Source organism: Allorhodopirellula heiligendammensis, assembly GCF_007860105.1.
Lineage (GTDB): Bacteria > Planctomycetota > Planctomycetia > Pirellulales > Pirellulaceae > Rhodopirellula > Rhodopirellula heiligendammensis.
On record NZ_SJPU01000002.1, the window covers coordinates 659868 to 677568 of the forward strand.

14 protein-coding genes are annotated in these 17701 nt (G+C 56.1%); 6 read left to right on the forward strand and 8 right to left on the reverse strand.

Annotation, left to right across the window (positions count from 1 at the left end; genetic code table 11):
- Positions 1-69 precede the first annotated feature (69 nt).
- From mscL to Poly21_RS12870, 4 genes are all read left to right on the forward strand, one after another.
- Positions 70-603: a large conductance mechanosensitive channel protein MscL gene (gene mscL / locus Poly21_RS12855; RefSeq protein ID WP_146407414.1), complete on the forward strand. Its 534-nt coding sequence runs from the start codon at positions 70-72 to the stop codon at positions 601-603.
- Complete coding sequence (locus Poly21_RS12860) at positions 600-977, forward strand: response regulator (protein ID WP_146407415.1); 378 nt, start codon at positions 600-602, stop codon at positions 975-977. The genes mscL and Poly21_RS12860 overlap by 4 nt, the downstream gene beginning before the upstream one ends.
- A complete protein-coding gene (locus tag Poly21_RS12865; RefSeq protein WP_146407416.1) occupies positions 974-1972 on the forward strand; it encodes a putative zinc-binding metallopeptidase in 999 nt (332 codons plus the stop codon). The genes Poly21_RS12860 and Poly21_RS12865 overlap by 4 nt, the downstream gene beginning before the upstream one ends.
- 219 nt (positions 1973-2191) lie before the next feature.
- Complete coding sequence (locus tag Poly21_RS12870; protein WP_146407417.1) at positions 2192-3457, forward strand: LamG-like jellyroll fold domain-containing protein; 1266 nt, start codon at positions 2192-2194, stop codon at positions 3455-3457.
- Positions 3458-3459: 2 nt separating this feature from the next.
- Here the strand turns inward: Poly21_RS12870 and Poly21_RS12875 are convergent, their stop codons facing one another.
- The 5 genes from Poly21_RS12875 to Poly21_RS12895 form a co-directional block, all read right to left on the reverse strand.
- Complete coding sequence (locus Poly21_RS12875) at positions 3460-4818, reverse strand: dihydrolipoyl dehydrogenase family protein (protein ID WP_146407418.1); 1359 nt, start codon at positions 4816-4818, stop codon at positions 3460-3462.
- A 31-nt stretch (positions 4819-4849) separates the two neighbouring features.
- Positions 4850-5368 carry a hypothetical protein gene (locus tag Poly21_RS12880; protein ID WP_146407419.1) on the reverse strand — a complete coding sequence of 173 codons (519 nt, stop codon included), beginning with the start codon at positions 5366-5368 and terminating at the stop codon, positions 4850-4852.
- Between the two features lie 151 nt (positions 5369-5519).
- The gene (locus Poly21_RS12885) at positions 5520-7214 is read right to left on the reverse strand and encodes a serine/threonine-protein kinase (RefSeq protein ID WP_146407420.1); all 1695 of its coding nucleotides are present in this window, start codon (positions 7212-7214) and stop codon (positions 5520-5522) included.
- Positions 7215-7541: 327 nt separating this feature from the next.
- A complete protein-coding gene (locus Poly21_RS12890; protein ID WP_146407421.1) occupies positions 7542-8885 on the reverse strand; it encodes a hypothetical protein in 1344 nt (447 codons plus the stop codon).
- Positions 8882-9889 carry an ABC transporter permease gene (locus tag Poly21_RS12895; protein ID WP_146407422.1) on the reverse strand — a complete coding sequence of 336 codons (1008 nt, stop codon included), beginning with the start codon at positions 9887-9889 and terminating at the stop codon, positions 8882-8884. Before Poly21_RS12895 ends, Poly21_RS12890 begins: the two co-directional genes overlap by 4 nt.
- A 219-nt stretch (positions 9890-10108) precedes the next feature.
- Between Poly21_RS12895 and Poly21_RS12900 the strand changes: the two genes are divergently transcribed.
- Both Poly21_RS12900 and lepA read left to right on the forward strand, forming a co-directional pair.
- Complete coding sequence (locus tag Poly21_RS12900) at positions 10109-11140, forward strand: ROK family protein (RefSeq protein ID WP_302118816.1); 1032 nt, start codon at positions 10109-10111, stop codon at positions 11138-11140.
- Positions 11141-11195: 55 nt separating this feature from the next.
- Positions 11196-13013: a translation elongation factor 4 gene (lepA, locus tag Poly21_RS12905; RefSeq protein WP_146407423.1), complete on the forward strand. Its 1818-nt coding sequence runs from the start codon at positions 11196-11198 to the stop codon at positions 13011-13013.
- A gap of 581 nt (positions 13014-13594) precedes the next feature.
- On the opposite strand, the gene Poly21_RS12910 is transcribed toward lepA, so the two are convergent.
- From Poly21_RS12910 to Poly21_RS12920, 3 genes are all read right to left on the reverse strand, one after another.
- Positions 13595-14434 carry an amidohydrolase family protein gene (locus tag Poly21_RS12910; protein WP_146407424.1) on the reverse strand — a complete coding sequence of 280 codons (840 nt, stop codon included), beginning with the start codon at positions 14432-14434 and terminating at the stop codon, positions 13595-13597.
- A 186-nt stretch (positions 14435-14620) separates the two neighbouring features.
- On the reverse strand, positions 14621-15154 hold the full coding sequence (locus tag Poly21_RS12915; RefSeq protein WP_146407425.1) for a hypothetical protein: 534 nt from the start codon (positions 15152-15154) through the stop codon (positions 14621-14623).
- Between the two features lie 293 nt (positions 15155-15447).
- The gene (locus Poly21_RS12920; RefSeq protein WP_146407426.1) at positions 15448-17544 is read right to left on the reverse strand and encodes a LamG-like jellyroll fold domain-containing protein; all 2097 of its coding nucleotides are present in this window, start codon (positions 17542-17544) and stop codon (positions 15448-15450) included.
- Positions 17545-17701 lie beyond the last annotated feature (157 nt).

The following is a 17701-nucleotide window of genomic DNA, read 5'->3' on the forward strand; positions in this document are numbered from 1 at the left end:
TGGTACGGAAAGTGCACCTAGCTGCGACGACCTTCCTGTACTTCGCAGTTTGCCGCTGGACGTTGCTGTATGACTTTCCTGGATGATTTTAAAAAGTTCGCCCTTCGCGGGAACATGATCGACTTGGCCATCGGGTTTACGGTGGGAGCCGCGTTCACAACCGTGGTCAAGTCATTGGTCAACGACATCATCATGCCGCCCATCGGGCTGTTGACAGGCAACGCTGATTTTTCGGATTTGTTTTGGGTCATTCACCTGCCTGACGGGGTCGATGAACCTCAGGGCGGGTTTCAGACTTTGCAGGATGCCCAAGACGTGGGTGTCGTGACAATGAACTACGGCGTCTTTTTGAACACGTGCCTGGCACTGCTCATTGTAGCCCTGGCGATGTTTGTCATCATTCGGATGGTCAATCGATTGGACGAACAGCTCGATGAAGCCTTCGGGGAACCGAAGCCAGACTCAGAGCCGGCTGACAAAAAGTGTGACTTCTGCCGATCGACGATTCCCTTCCGTGCAACGCGTTGTCCGCAATGCACTTCCGAGCTCGTTGTTCCCAACATCAGCGTTGACAATAAACCCACAGTGCGGCCGACAGTATGACTACGATCCTCATCGTTGATGATCACGACGATATTCGTGACATGATGACGCGTCAGTTGCAGAAGCGAGGGTATACCGTCGTGACGGCCAGTAACGGTCTCGAAGCTGTATTGCAGACAGCTCAGACGGCGCCCTCGTTGATTCTGATGGATATCAACATGCCGGAGCTCGATGGTATCGAAGCGACGATGCAAATTCGGGCGGCCGACGCGGAAATGCGCATCCCCGTTATCGCGCTGACGGCATATGCCCTACCCGGCGACGAGGCTCGCGCCACGGCAGCGGGGTGCGATGCATTTCATCCGAAGCCCGTTGAAATGGACAAGCTGATTACTCAAATTACTACACTTATTGGTGAGGAACCTGGATCTTGAAAACCGGAAAATGCCGGTGCGGCAATCGCATCTTTTTTAACAGTCACACCTGCGTTGCCTGCGAGGCGATGCTGGGACGGTGTTCCGAATGTCAGGATCTGGCTAGTTTCACACTGAATCACAAAGAGTATCGCTGCGACAATTGCGGTGTCACCGTCCAACCCTGCCAGAACCGCGACCACGGTATCTGCAATTCCGTTGTCAAAGGCGAACGTATTTGTTCTTGGTGTCAGTTCACGACGAGCATTCCTGATCTCAGCAATCCCGAAAACACACTCCGTTGGTCAAACTTAGAGACCGCCAAACGGCGTTTATTGCTGCAGTTGAGCGACCTGGGCCTGCCGCCGTTTATTGAGAATCTGCAACAAACGCATCCCTTGAGTTTTCAATTTCTCAACGACACCGTCGACGCCGATGGCAAGCCGCAGAAGACAATCACAGGCCACTCCGATGGAGTGATCACCATCAATCTGGCAGAAGCCGACAGCGTGCACCGTGAACGCACACGCGTGAATCTCGGCGAGCCACAGCGAACGCTGATTGGTCACATGCGTCATGAGGTTGGACACTACATTGATTGGGCGTGGGCAATGCAGGTCGATCCGGAGGGCTATCACCGGCTCTTTGGCGACCCGGATTCAGTGGACTATTCGGAAGCAATGCAACGGCACTACGACAATGGAGCCCCCGCGAATTGGGCTGATGAGCACGTCAGTGCCTACGCGACGATGCATCCGTGGGAAGATTTCGCCGAAACGGTCAATGCCTATCTCGATATCATGGCAATTGCGACGACTGCGAACGATCAAGGTCGAGCAGCTTTTGATCTGTCGCCGCGGGCGGATCGCGAACAACTCATCAATGACGTCTTGGACATCGCAATCGAGGTCAATGAATACAACTATGATCTCGGGTTGCTGCCTCTCCTGCCCGAGCGATTTCCGCAGCCTGTGTTAGAAAAGCTCGCCTATGTTCATTCGCTGCGACGTGATTGAGAACTCTTCGCCAGCGCGGCCCGGTCGTCACGGCGGTGGAAGTGTTGGCGTATCTCTCTCTTAGCTACGGCTTGTCCGCCCAAGTTGGCGACCGGCCTAGCTGTGGGAGCGGCACCTCAATCGCGGATGGGTCTCCACATCTCCTGAGCAAACTTTTGGCGGATGAGCCAATTGCCATCCAGAATCCTGTAGGATATCCGTCCCAAGGAGATCTTACGCATGCACCGATTGACTTCCACGTCTGTTTTTATTTGGTTTCTAGGTCTGAATTCGCTGTCAGTATTGGCGGTCGAGCCCGAGTCCAACCGGCAGGTCGTCATTGGGACTCCCGGACTTGTGGCATTCTGGGACTTCGTAAAACGCGAGCCCGAAGGGGATCGGCGGTTTACCGCTCACGTTCCCCCCGACGCCACGACGGACTACCCGCTGGATGCGGGGAATTACGTGCGTGATTACTGGGGGCAAGGGCGACGGGCCAACTACGCGGATTTTCCATTGTTGAATAGCGGCCCCTTTGGACAAGCGATTCGGATACGGGACGAGAGCGACCCCAATTTCCGACCGTTTTTATTTGTGCCGCGATCTCGATTGCATGACACGCCGCTGGATATCAAGGGGCAGGGCGAATCGGTGACCGTGGTGGTATGGGCGGTCCGAGAAAGTGGGAATCATGCATTGGCTGGGATTTGGCATGAAGGCACCGATTTAGAGCAATCAACAACTGCAAACATTGCGAAGGTGGAGCGAGGACAGCGACAGTTCGCTTTGTTCGCGGGATTGAATAAACCCGGCAGTGCCTGTGGTCATGTCTCGGAGAATGGGGCCAGTTCGTTTCTGAATAAATACGCACTTCACAAATGCAACTCGCTGCCCCTCTCGCCGACGGTTCCTGCTGTCGCTGACGAGGGCAAATTAGCAGAGTCGTGGCAGTGTTTCGCAATGACTTTCGATAGTACCAAGCATGAACTCACCGGTTGGCTCAATGGCGTGTCCGGAGAACGATGGCTTGCGTCACCGAAGTCCAACGGTCTGCTTTCGTCCGCTTACAATGCATATATGCAGGGACACTACCATCGAACTGCTGGGATTCAGGCGGGTGAAGATCCAGACTATCCAGCGTCCCAGTATTACAACCCGCCGGAACTCGAACCTGCCGAAGTAGAGATCGTTGGCGAACAGGAGGATCAACGCACCGAGCTACGTCGTTATCAGTTCACGAAGATTCGCGTGACGCTGGTGAAGCAGCCCGATGGTGAATTCAAGGAGACAGAACGAGACTTGGTGGAGCTTCGTCTCAATCCGTGGTGGTACCCACATGGTATCTACTGCCCCAAAGACGACGGGACAGGTGGCCCCTTCACGATCGGACGAGTCATCCACAGTGCTCGTAGCGTTGGCTTTACCGGATGGATTGGCGGGGTTGCCGTCTTCGATAGAGCTTTGAGTGAAAGCGAGCTAGCGAAACTTGCGGCCTGCAATGGTTGAAACTAGACCATCCGCCGGACGTCTGACGCGAACGTTGGAAACGCAAATAATGTCGACTTGATATCTCGCGAGGTGAGCCCATGTTTCATCGCCAAAGCAAATAGGTTGATGGTTTCTTCAGCTGCGGGGCCTAACAGGTGTGCGCCGAGTATCAAGTCGGAATCCCTGTCGATAATTACCTTATAGCCTGCGCATCTTTGGCCAGTTTTGCGGACACTTCCCCACGTCGATGAGTCGTCATGGCGGATTTCCGCGTCATGTGAGCGTTCAGCGTCCAGTTGCGATAGCCCGATGGATGCGATCGCTGGCACAGTGAATGCAACCTGCGGGATGACTCCATAATCCGGCTGGTGCGTGGGTGTAGTAGCGAGCAGATTGTTGACGACAGCCCGAGCTTGCTCATTAGCCGTGGGTGTCAGGGGCGGTTGGCTGGAATCCACGCAGTCGCCAGCAGCATAGACAGCGGGGTTGCTCGTGCTGCGCATGAACGCATCGACTTTAATTCCCATCTCGCTGTAGGTGACTTCCCCTGCTTCTAAATTGAGCCCATCCAGGTTGGGGATTCGGCCCGCGCCATGGACCACTAAGTCAGTTTCTACCGACTTCATGTGGCCCTCCGATTTGTACTGGACCACCATCGTTCCACCACTCGCAGCATCAATTTCTGTGACGGCCGTACTGGTGAAAATGTTGATTCCGTGCTCGGCAGAGTATTCGGTCAATTGATCGACCAGGTCCGGATCAAACTCGGGCAGCACCTGATCGGTACGCTGCAACACTGTCACGGACGCCCCGTGTCGTGCGACGACGCATGCGAACTCCATGGAGATGTAGCCACCACCAATAAAAACGACGCGTTTGGGGATCTCGGTCAGTTCAAAGAATTCATCGCTGCGGATTGCCCGTTTACCGCCGGGTATATCGAGCGGGCTTGGTCTCGCGCCGACGCCGACAAAAATTCGATCGGCGTCGAGTGATTGTCCATCCACTTCGATCGAATTCCGGCCGGTAAACGAGGCACGTCCATGAAATGTATCAATTCCTTGTTTGCGATAGGATGCCTCCGTTGAATCTGCGACCGGCTGAGTGAATTCGCGTTGAAAGGCCACCAACTCCTTCCAGTCGATCCGTGCATCATCGCATTTGACGAGCTTGCCCTCCGCTCCTCGGATTCGATCAATCAGGTTTGCTGCGTTTGAATAGACCTTCTTGGGGTTGCAACCACGCAGTGCACATGTACCGCCGAACTCTCTCGCTTCGATGATTGCAACCCGCTTGCCTTCCTGGCGACACTTTTTCGCGACAGTCGACGCGGAAGGGCCTGTACCGATCACAATCAAATCAAAATGTGGATTACCCATGACAGAGTTTCTTTCCGCGGGAGAATTGGGTTTAGCGTTTGTCCAGCTCTTTCAGGTCGTCGCTGTCAAAGCGGCCACCACTCATCATGGCGATTCGATTTGCCGCAAGTTGACGGACCATCATCTCTTGCGTCATAGACATTACTGCGTTCTCGTCTTTCAGCATCTTGGATTTCGCAGCTGATATTTTGTCAACCAGCATCTTCATCGCCGGTTCGTCTTCGGAGTCCGCACTTAAGCCGTCGCGCACCATCGCCAGGTATTCTTTGTCCTTAACCATCTCCTGCATGAGAATCTCGCGCGCGATCCGCTCAGCGATTTGATCATCGCTCATCAACTGCTCTTTAGCCTTCGTTAACATCGCTTGCGACGTCATCATCTGCCGCATCGCCAGTTGGTCTAGCCGCACCTGCTCGGCAGTCGTCTCAGCGGGTGCAGGAGCGGCGTTCACTGTACTGCTTGACTCAACTCCGTCCTGGGAGATTGCGATGCTCGCAAGCAGGCAGCTTGCACTCACCACAACCCAACCATATTTCTTCAACCTCAACATGACGATCTCCAGTCTGGGGGGCGGCTGTCGACGGCGAGCGCGGGTGCACTCACTCGATGCGCAGGTGGCGATCGATCTACTCTGAACGAAATTTGAATGCCCACCTCGCATTATGCTGACAACGTGGGAGCAATCTTCGTGCCGTTGGGCGTTACCTGGACTTATCACCTGAGGCGGTGCCGCTCGCGGACGTTTCGGCCAAGCGTTGTTGGGCTGTCTGAACCAGCGGAGACACCGCGGAGTTGGTTGCATAGAGTTCCACGATGGAATACCAAATCTCCTTCGCCGCGATTGTTCGGCCTTTCAAGTACAATTGATCGGCCTCGTCAAGTTTTGCAGAGATGATCCGGGCCGCCTCGCTTTGGTCCGTGTCCGCCGCGGAGATACGGGCAATTTTGGTGCGCGCTAAATTCACCAATGGCCGGTACTCTGCGTACTGCTTCGTTTCATTACCAGCGGATTCTTCACCCAGCAACGTGATCAAGCTGCGGTATTTATCGATGGCCGTTGCGTTGTCGCCAAAAGTTTCGAATCGCATCGCCTCAGCGCATAACCGCTCGGCTTCATTCTTGAGCGGTAAATTGCGATTCAGCTTGACCGTTAACGCGTGCTCGGCCTCGAGCATCTCCACACGATCAATTTGCTCGGATGCCCACGCGAAGTGCTCTCCATCGGGGTACTGTCGCACGAGTGGCTCAAGATAGCTGATCCGGGCCTGTGACATGGACGATCGGGTACCCTCGTCGAGTAATTCTTGAGCTCGCTGACGCATCGTGTCGGGATTCGGTGGCCAGGCAATCCACACCAACATCGCGAGCAGAAGTCCGAGTACTGGCAGCAGTACCCAGGCTTTGTCATGCCAAGGTGTGGCGTCCATGGAGCGATTCCGCCGCTTTGCGACGGCGTTGCGGCCCAGCAGTGTGCGAGCCTCCTCCCGGTCGGCTTGATTGGTTACCGCCAGGGGGCTGAAGCCCGAGGAGGCGTGTTCGGCCACGCCACTGCGACTCATTGAACGCCGGCGGACTTCGGCGAGTTGGAGCTTGACTGCCTCGGCCGAAACGGGCCGCTCAGTAGGATTCTTGGCGAGGAGTTGCATCACCAAACTGTCCATCCAAACCGGCGTCTCCATTACCGACGAGGCGACCTTGGTGGGCTGTTGATACTGCAGATTCGCAGTGGTTTCCTGGATCGTTGACCCGCTGATCGGTGGCGATCCAGTGAGCGCCTCGTACAACACTGCGCCGAACATATAAAGGTCACTGCGCGCCGTCACAGCGTCGTGCAGTCCTGGTGATTCCGGTGGCCTCCGCTGCATTTGATCGGGCGATGGCGGCCGCTGGAAATGGTACGGCCCATCGCGAAACGGAGCGCTGCCATCCTCAGCACGCACATCGATGAGGACCGGACTCAATCCGGCAATCATGATTTTGTCGGGGCCGATGCGGCCGTGGACGATCCCCTGTTTGTGCAGATAACTGATTGCCTCGGCGATCGGTTCGGCAAGTTCAAGTACGCTTTCCCACGACAGACGTCCCCGCCGGGCGATCTCCTCGGCGAGCGTCGGGCCTTCGATTAACTCGTGCACCAGATACGCGTCACTGGCATCAAACCCGCCACCATAGCACTGGCAGATCGCCGGATGACTCAGCTTTTTAAGATGCTCCCACTCGTCTGAAAAATCCGTGCGAGATTCCAAAGTACCCCCGAACGCCACATGGAAAATGCGTACCGCAACGGCTTTTCGCTGCGACACGTGCACCGCCCGCCATACGCGAGCGTCGCGACTTGTGGGATTTGCGCCCAGTGGCGATTCGATGGCGAGCGGTCCGAGGCGGCTACGGGACATGTGGGAGGAGACAGGGAAACAGGGGAACAGGGAGATAGGGAGTTGCGGAGAAAGACGTCAAGCGCGGTTGGGGATTCGGACTGCGTGGAGCTGGGTTATGAAATTTGGCTGAGTGCGGTCCGGCATACGGCCGGGCCGCTGGAGAGTCTTGGCTCAGGCTCCAATGCATCGAGCGACGCGAAACAATGGGCTTTGGTGCAATGCGAGGTGCTGGCTGCAATCATAACTCGGTGGAGCAGTGAGGGTACTGAATTGGTGGCATCCTGTGCTAGCAAGGATGCCAGTCAGATCACGTGTTGGGACTGCGAGCACTATCGCAGACGCAGGTTACTTGGCGAGATAGACGACTGGGTAGGGCATGAACTTCTCGGCAGGGCGGAGAACGATGGCCTCACCACTGCGTCGCTCTCTGTCGTCCGGTCTCCCGCTCTCATTCTCCCCTTGTGTGATATTTGCGGCCGGCGGCGTGATCGTGATCCATGTTCGGTCTTTGCTAAGGATCTGGTTTCTCAAGATTCGAGCGAACCCCGGCTCAATGCCGCTTTCACGTGTGCCCATAACTTCGTCACCGATATCACGCAGAATGGGTTCGAGTCGTTTCCCGGCCCGGTGGAGTCGCTCTCGGGATGTTGGTGATGACCACACTTCCTTCCAAGCTTCGCGTAATTGCTGGTTGTCGACAATCGCTTCACGGAGGATCGTGCGAAAGAGTTTGCGAGCTTCGGGATCTTGGGCGATCGTACTGACGACTTGCGATAGCTCCTCACGGAGCTTTCCGTTGGCGGCTAGATCCTTGACAATGTTTTCAACCGCTTCCGCGATGTCGTCGAGATGCGCCTCAACGACCGGCGTGATCTCATCGTCGACAAATCGTTCCCATTCGGCAGCGACCAATTCGCGTTCGGGTAGTGGAGATTTGTCATAGACTGCACGCCATCCAAACCGCCATAACGATGCCTTGTCCCAGATCTCCCGCCCGATGGTCTCCGCGGGCTCGGTGGCATGTTTTCGTACGATGGGCATCACCTCGGCGCGCACCAACGGGACGATCTTGTCGTTGACGAGTTCTTTTCGATAGCGAGCGACCAACGCATCAATCTCTAACTTGTGACGATCGACTGATTCGCCCAATGCTCTCTCGATTAACGGCACCGACGTTTGAATCGACTCCACGACCAGCGGCAGTACTTCGGCGGTGACGGCTTCTGCGTGAGTTTCGATTGCGGCGGTGAGTTTTTGTTGCAGTCGCTCGCGTTTTTCGGGTGGCATCAACGTCGCCATGACATCGCCTAAGCGACCACTATTGCGATGAACCTGAAATGTTGCCGTTGATGGGAGAGGGGTCGCATCAAACGTCGTGAGGGTCACGCGATTGGCCGCGTCTTCGACTTGACGAACGGCGGTGACGTAGCCCACCTCCTGCCATCCCGTTGCTCTGCGTGCGAACGCGACATCACCGACACGGACCACACCGGACGGATCTTGTAGCTCAACGGACTCTGTTGCCGACCACAGCGATTCCCAAACGAGCGACGCGGGACTTGCAGGTACCGTAGTCGCCGTCCGTGAATCACTCGTTCTCCGAGTTCCTGTCAGCATCCAGATCGTCGCGCCAGCGACTAAACAAGTCCAAAATGCCGCTCCTAGCCATCGTTGGTGTCGTTGTGTCATGAGGCCCCTTTGGAAAACCGTGCGCTCCGCAGTCGGTCGACGTAGACGGCACCAATAATAATGACGCCCACCAGAATGTTTTCAACTTGCGTCTCGAGTTCTAACGAGGTGCACCCCAATCCAATCACGCCCATGATGAGCACGCCGCACAGCGTCCCCAGAATGCTGCCGCGCCCTCCCAGCAATGACCCACCGCCAATAACGACAGCCGCGATTATTTTTAACTCCAAGCCTGCACCTGCCGTCGCGTCTCCCTTTTCCAATCTCGCGATATCCACACATCCTGCCAATCCAAAGAGCGCTCCCGCGATTACATAGACGAGAATTTTCGTCGATTGAACGCGCACTCCACATAATCTCGCTGTCGCCTCGCTCGACCCAATTGCGAACAAATGCCTGCCGAATACGGTTTTATGTAGTCCGACAGCAACAACGGCCGCCAAACACAGCATCAGCCAGACGCCCCAACCAAAATTGGGAAGTGGGTAGAGGTACGGGATCCAACGCGGCTCAGGATATTGGGTGACCATCTCGCGCAACCAGTCTGGAATGCTCTCTCGAGGTGGCGTGATTGTACCACCGCGATCGCACAGCATCTTGCCAATACCTACGAAGATCGTCATCGACCCCAACGTGATGATGAATGGCACTAGCCGCAGACCAGCGATCAACAAACCATTGAATAAACCGCACGCCGCTCCTGCCATGACAGCAGCAAAAATGGCCAGGTAGATCGAGTGCCCCCCATCGAGGACCACGGCCGCGACGCAGCCACACATTGCCGCTGCCGTACCGGCGGACAGATCGATTCCACCACTGATGATGATCAGCGTCATGCCCAGGGCAGCGATCCCAATCTTGACACTCTGCACGCCCACCAACCGCGCTGACGAAATCGATGCGAAATTGCCGTCGGTTCCCGATATCCACTCGGCAGCGGCAAACAGAGAGACCACGATGATCAGCGCGAGCATCGGACCGACCAGATTCAAGAATCGCTGCATAGGAGAGTGGGAAAGTACGAGAGTGAGAGGGTGGTGGCGATATCCTAGCGGAAATGGCTGAGATTGTGATTGCGACCTCGCCGAAATCCGCGACAGCTCTATACTACTCGTTTTCCATACTGCGACTGGTGGCTCCTGCCGTCGGGATCGATAGTTGCTTGATCAGTTCAGACGGGCGGAGCCGTCTGGCTACCATTTTCCACCAACCATACTGTTGCCGTGCCTGCCCCTTCATCCCCCATCACTCAAAAACATACCCCTCCGTACTACTGGGGGATCGATATTGGCGGCACCAGTATGAAGTGCGGTCTCGTCGATCACGAGGGTCACACGGTTTCGTTCGAGCAGATCCCCACTGAGGAGGCGGCGGGCCCGCAGGCCGCGGTGAAACGTTTGACCAAGTTGATGGTTGAAACCGAGCAACGCACCGGTACGACAGGTCTCGTCAAGCGGATTGGAATGGGGGCACCGGGGCCAATGGATCTGCCACGCGGGCTGCTTGTTGCTCCTCCGCAGTTGCCCACGTGGAATGACTTTCCGATTGTGAGCCGGCTCAGCGAAGCCACAGGACGCGGGGTGTCATTCCTCAACGATGCCAATGCAGCGGCTTACGGCGAGTTTTGGCTCGGCAGTGGCGCGAAACAGAGTTCGATGATTTTGCTCACCTTGGGGACGGGGGTCGGCGGGGGCATCATCGTCGAAAACGAACTTCTCAACGGCGTCAATAGTTTCGGAAGTGAGTGTGGGCACATACTCGTCGACTCCGCTCCCGACGCCCAACTTTGTGGTTGGGGCGGCGGGCGCGGGCAGCTCGAAGCTTACGCGTCGGCGACCGGGGTCGCTACGATCGCACGATCGCGTTTGCAGACGGCTCCTGACAGTCAACTGCATCGTTGTCTCGACGCGGAGGGAGAAGGATTGACGAGCAAGCAGGTGCACGATGCCGCGGTGGCTGGGGATCAACTCGCGTTGTCGATTGTCGACGAGACCGCACGCTGGCTCGGAATCGCGATCACTACCCTTGTCCATACTGTCGATCCTGGCAACGTTGTCCTCGGCGGCGCGATGGATTTTGGCGGTGCCGAGTGCCCCGTTGGGAAACGTTTTCTCGATGGCATTCGCAGCGAATTTCGCGAGCGAACCTTCCCCAACGTCTACGCTGGCACCACGATCCGCTTCGCCACCCTCGGCAGCGATGCCGGTTACCTCGGAGCTGCCGGGTACGCAAAGAAGGAAGCTGCTACCCCCTAGCTTCCTCTCTCTTCTCTCTCCCTCCTCTCCCACTCCTTTTCACCTCCCTCACTGCATGCCATCGCTACCCCACGTCGAAACGAAGTACATCCGCAACTTTTGCATCATTGCTCACATTGATCACGGCAAGAGCACACTCGCTGATCGACTGCTCGAAGAGACCGGTACTGTCAGCACGCGTGAAATGAAGTCGCAGTTGCTTGACGATCTTGCGCTGGAGCGTCAGCGGGGGATCACGATCAAGGCGCGCGCGGTCGCGATGCCTTTTCGTCGCGACGGAATCACCTATCAATTGAATTTGATCGACACCCCTGGCCACGTGGACTTTCAATATGAGGTCTCCCGATCGCTGGCGTGCTGCGAAGGGGCGTTGCTTCTGGTCGACGCATTCCAAGGCGTCGAGGCGCAGACGATGGCGAACGCCTTTGCGGCGATGGAGCATGACTTGTTGATCGTACCAGTGATCAACAAGATCGATCTCGTTCATGCACGCCCCGACGAAGTCGCCGATGAGATGATGAATTCGCTCGGCACCGATCCAGAGGAATGCGTTCGGGTGAGCGCGAAGACGGGCGAGGGAGTCACGGGCTTGCTCGACGCAATCATTGATCGAGTCCCGCCGCCGTCGGGTGATCCCAATGGCACATTGCAGGCAATGGTTTTTGATTCCAACTATGACGACTTTCGTGGCGCGATCACCTACATTCGGGTCATGCAAGGGACGGTTCGAACCGGACAAAAGATCCGTTTCCTGCGTGCGGAGACCGAACATGAAGTCGTTGAACTCGGCCAGTTCGCGCCCGGGCGTGTCGCTCGTGATGAACTCGCCGCAGGCCAAGTTGGGTATTTGATCTGCAATATTAAGAGCCTGGGTGATGTTCATATCGGCGATACCGTCACGGTGCCTGGGAAACATCCAGCAGAGGCGTTGCCGGGCTACGATCGACCTCGCCGAATGGTGTATTGCGGGTTGTTCCCCAGCGACGGCCAAGAGTTCTCGGACCTGCGTGACGCTCTCGAACGTTTGGCGGTCAACGACCCAAGTTTCGAATTTGAACCGGAGACCAGCGACGCACTCGGGTTTGGTTTTCGCTGTGGCTTTCTTGGACTGCTGCATATGGAGATCATCCAGCAGCGACTCGAGCACGAATCTGACATCGACCTCGTCCAGACCGCGCCCAACGTGACCTACGAAATCGTCACGAAGAAGGGTGAGACGTTGATGATTCATAAACCACAAGATGTACCGGATCCTGGTGCGATCGAGGAGTTTCGCCAACCGATTGTCAAGTGCAACGTGATCGTCCCCGAAGACTACATCGGGGCTGTCATCAAACTATGCCAAGAGCGACGGGGAATCCAACGCAACCAAGAATACCTCGGTGCCGGTCGAGCCCTGTTGACCTATAATATTCCCTTGGCAGAAGTCATCTATGATCTGCATGACAAGATCAAAAGCTGTACGCGTGGCTATGGAACGCTCGACTACGAAATGGTCGGCTATGAACCCGCCGACCTGTGTCGCTTGGATATCCTGGTCAATGGCAACCGGGTCGATGCACTCTCAGTCGTTTGCCACCGCGCTGATGCCGATCGGCGCGGTCGCGCCGTCGCAAAAAAACTGAAGGCAGAGATCGAGCGACATATGTTCGAGGTAGCGGTGCAAGCAGCAGTCGGTAGCCGCGTGATCGCCCGGGAAACCGTCCCCGCGATGCGGAAGAATGTGACCGCGAAATGCTATGGCGGTGATGTATCCCGCAAGCGAAAGTTGCTGCAAAAGCAGAAAGAAGGCAAGAAGCGGATGAAGGCGATCGGCAATGTCGAGATCAGTCAGAAGGCCTTCATGTCGGTGCTCAGTAGCGGTGATGAATAACCACGCAGTGGCGCCGGACTGCTCCGTCGGGCTGAGCGCTCGATCTCGCCATCAAAATATCCGTAGAAATTTTCGCGTCCCCGCGAACCTGATCTGTCTTGCAATCGTCTCAATCGGTGACGATAATACCGTCACTGGGTCGTGATACGCGTCGCGACAAAACTTCCGTACGTGAACTCGTCCGCTCTGGTTGGCACCTGGGCGAGAACGCGTCCAACCATGTTTACAAAGGAGGTGATCAAGTGGATTATTGCTGTACTAGCCAACGGGGTGGAAACCCTTGACGAAAGTCGGCGGGCTGACGCTTGGGTCGGCCACCCCACTCGCGATCACACTCACTTTTTGAGCCTTGCTTATTGAATGAGCTTAGCGCGAGCTAAAGCCACTTACTGGGATGGTTACCTTGGTCTCAGTAAGTGGTTTTTTCATGCGCAGGCGGTCGCGTTGGCCGCACGGACGGATGGAAACACTCCATCACGGCAACACTTTGTCGCTCCGAGATCGCGTGATATCAGCGAATGTTTTTCTGGTGGCGCTGAAGCCATCGTATCCACCCGCGTTACGCAATCATGTCCGCGAACTCACTTGCGATCAAGCCGGTAAATCCGTGTCGCGTTGCCTGAATAGAACTGAGCTCGCTCGGCTTCGGCGAATTCGGCAGCGAGCTGATGCACGGTATCGAGCCACCGGCCGTACTGGGTTGCTAGTAAGCACACTGGCCAGTCGCTGCCATACATGAGCCGGTCGGTGCCAAACGCAGAGACTGCGACGTCCCAATATGGTCGAATGGTGTCGATCGACCATGACGCCTCTCTGACTTCGGTGGCGACTCCTGAAAACTTGCAAGCGACGTTCTTGCGTTTGGCCAACTCACAAAACTGTTCTCGCCAAATTCCATCGAACGCTTCTGCAGCGATCGCCGGCTTGGCAATATGGTCGAGCACCATGGGGATGTCGGGGTGCCGATCAGCGAAGTCAATTGCGGCGGCCAGTTGTTTGGGAAAGACCAGTAGATCAAACACCAGGTGACGGTCCGCCAGGGCCCGGATGCCGGCATTGAAGTCCGCTCTATCCAGGAAACGATCGTCAGGTTCGTCTTGAACCACGTGCCGGAAGCCCTTGAGTTTGCCGTTCTCGGCGAACTGGTCAATCAACGCGGCGACATCGGGTGCGGCGAACGGTGCCCAGCCAACGACTCCGGCAACAAGCGGCTCGGCCGCAGCAATGTCGAGCAATGCCTGGGTTTCAGCAACGCTCTGGCGTGCCTGGACGCTGATGAAACCATCCACACCGTGTTCGCCAGCAATTTCGCGCAATTCCGCAGCTAAGAAGTCCTGCTTCAACACCGCCATCTCGTGATTGATCCAGGGGTATTCCGCGGGATCGTAAGCCCACAAATGATGGTGTGAATCAATCAGCATACGTCGAAATTCTTGTTTAATAGTAACAGGCTCTCTGCGAGAGCCTGTATTGTAAATATGGTCTCGTCCGAGGTGGTCGTTCGTGTCTCGGAGAGACTTGAATACTCACGAGTCTCGGAGAGACTCGGCTACTCATGAGTCTCGGAGAGACTTGAGTACTCATGAGTCTCGGAGAGACTCGACTACTCAGCTGATGATCAATTCATCCGACGGATCGGATTCCTCCCACGCACGGCGGATCTCACGCAGTCCGTAGGCACATAATTCGAATTGATCACTCAGACGATCGAGCAGTTCGCAGGGAGGACGATCTTGGTCAGCCTCGATCGTCGACGCTATTTTGTAGGATCGCTTGCCCTGATGGAAGTAGTCGAGTAATTGATCGGCGGACCCCCTGGCGTGGCCGCGCACGCTTTCGGGATACATGCCGGATCGAAACAGAGTTACGTCGCCAATGTGGCGATGGACATCGCGACGGGCTGTGCCAATTCGTCGCTCCGCTTCGCACATGAGCTGGAATATTTCGGTTGCTGGTCGTCCATCATCGCGGCGGACGCGCTGGATCGCGTCGACACGTGTGAACCGGAGCAACAGTTCGCTGATGTACTCGACCAACTGTACGTCGGCAACGCCGAGTTTCGTTTGGAAGATGTACTCCGACAGTCCGCTAAGAAAGCGATCGAGTGTCGATCGCTTGGGTTGAGCGTGTTCAGACATCACGTTTATTCCTTCAAGGCTGAAGGGCGATTCGCGGGCCGGTTGGAAAACACCCGAGAAACCGATGCGAATCAAAATACCTGAAATCCAGAATTAGTCGCCCGCGTGCTCCGCGTCAAGTCGAATTTTATTTTCACGATTGCCTCTCACCCGCTTTCGCAAGACCCCTGAGTCTGGAGCGTCGGGACGAGGCAACGATCATGGTGCGCTGCGGTGCCCATCACCGTCTCCCTTGGAGGCGGTGGGATGGTCAATCCCATCGCCTGGATCGAGACGCGGGGTACCGCCGCGCGGGACTATTTCTGAGCAGGTTGGGCCTTAGGCGGGCTCTCAACCAGTTTGCTGGTGCTACCCATCAGTCCGTAAGACGCCGAATTGCTGTGATCGAGCACGAACGGGCCGGTCGCTCGGTCGAGGTGCATCAGCAACACCGTATCTGGTTCAGGAGTATGCCGAGTGACGGGGGTGAAATCGTCCGCATAAACTGCTGATTTCGAGATTCGTACTTCGTCGATCATTGCGCGGACTGCTCGTGTCGGGCGTCCGCTCGGATCGGGGTCGGCGCCAATGTAAAATGGCAGTTCGTTCCTTTTTTGCTTTACTTTCTTAGCGGTACCTTGACCGTTTTTCTTGTTAACGGTTTCACTATCGACGAGCTTGCCGTCGACAAACAGTTTCACTGATCCGCCGTCAAAGCAGCCAGCGATGTGGCTCCATTGATCCACTACCATCGGGTGTGTCGCTTTCGCAGACACATAGCCGCCATTGAGGTGAATTGTGAACTGGGGCACACCTTCATCGCTGAAGATCGCGAATTCTGAACCTTGGGTTTTTGCCAACACACCGGTGTAGCCCGCTACATCAGTTGGTCGGACCCAAGCCTCGAGTGTCATTGGACCATCGGGAAGGTGTAGGTCATCGGAGTTAATGCGAATCGCGGAGCTCTCGTTGGCGACCAATAGGCAGCGATCGGTATTGCCCGAAAAATAGTCTGCGGGAACTTGACCAGGCGCAATTTGCAGCGGTGCGGTAACGTCGGGAAGTCGCACTCGCGCGTCGGACGACAACAGGTCAATCTCCATCTTGATTGACGGGATGGCTACCGAAGCGAAACCGCCAGCACCGCGGCTAACCGCAAATGTAATTTCTTTTTCCTCGCCCTTGGCGATCTGGAAGTGTTGGTGATCGAGCGTTGAATGCCAGCCTTGACGCGTGGAAATCGTGTCTTCCACCAAAGTAATATCGACATCGTGCTGCCCAGGATTCTTGATCTTCATGACAACTTCACCCGTGCAAGTCCCGTCTGCGTTCACGATCAGCTCGGGCGATGTCTGCTGTGGTCGGATGGTACGTGCAGCACTCACTTCTGCGAGGAACTCGGAGGTGAATTTCTTGGGATCGAAGACGGCACCGACCGGAATCGCGGAGACCGAGATGCGATCGTTGCGGACGGTAACCATATTAAGGTGGTGCAGGTATCCTGCATCGGGAATGTCTGCGGAGAGGTGGCCGCCCGTCGTCGCAAGCGCAAAGTACTCGATCCCGTCCTGTTTGCCGTCGTAACGCATGTGATGAATGTGACCGGCGAAGACTGCAGATACATTCCCCGCAGCTGCTAACTTGTTGTGAACGGTGGGCCAGTTGCTACCCTCGTATCCGCCACCGATCCAGCGTGGGTGATGAAGGAATACGAATACATGCTCCGCGTCCTGCAATTCCTTCAGTGCCTTGTCCAAGAACGCGAGTTGCTCATCGCTCATATTTTGAAGATCGCCGGAATTGAATGCCTTTTGGTTTGTTTCCGGGTTTCCCTCGTCAGAGAACAGCACGATAAAGCCAGCGTTTTTGTGACGAAAGCTGTACCAGAGTGGACCAAAGTTCTGTTCATAAAGCTCTTCGTTCTGCCCCTGAGGTGCGGGACCTTGCCCTCTCCAGTACACGTCGTGGTTGCCAGCGACAGGGAACCATTTGGCGTTTAAATCGTTCATGATGCCCTTGAACTCCTGCATCTGAGGCATCCAATCTTCCGCCGTGTTGTATCCTTGGACGAGGTCTCCAACCGTCATCACGAGATCCGGGTCGAGAAGATTGGTATCGACCACGGCTTGCTCGAGCACTCGCAAACCTTCGGGAACACCGCCGGTGCGATCGCCGTAGATGACAAAATGGAACACTTCATCGTCATCGGAGGCCATCGGAGGTAGCACGAGGGCATCTTTCCGCGTTGTCATTACCGACGCGGCGGAATGGTGGTCCGCGTGCGCGCCTTCGTGAGGGTGATCGTGCCCCTCGTGAGCTTTTGAAAATGCGGGGCAGCTCATTTGAACAACCGCAGCAAGGGCAAGGGCCGCAGATCGTTGAATCAGCTGGGAACGAGATCGAGATAGTGTCATGGGCAGGCCTCTGTAGAGCGAGGGGGTTTCGGCGGGAATGAGAGGCCCGCCAGCATAGCTCACAGCCCTGCCGAAGTCGCCTCTCTTCATCCGCTTTTAACCTGCGACGCAGATCGCTGCCGACGAGCTCATCAGCCCATGTTGGACGAGCGAGCCC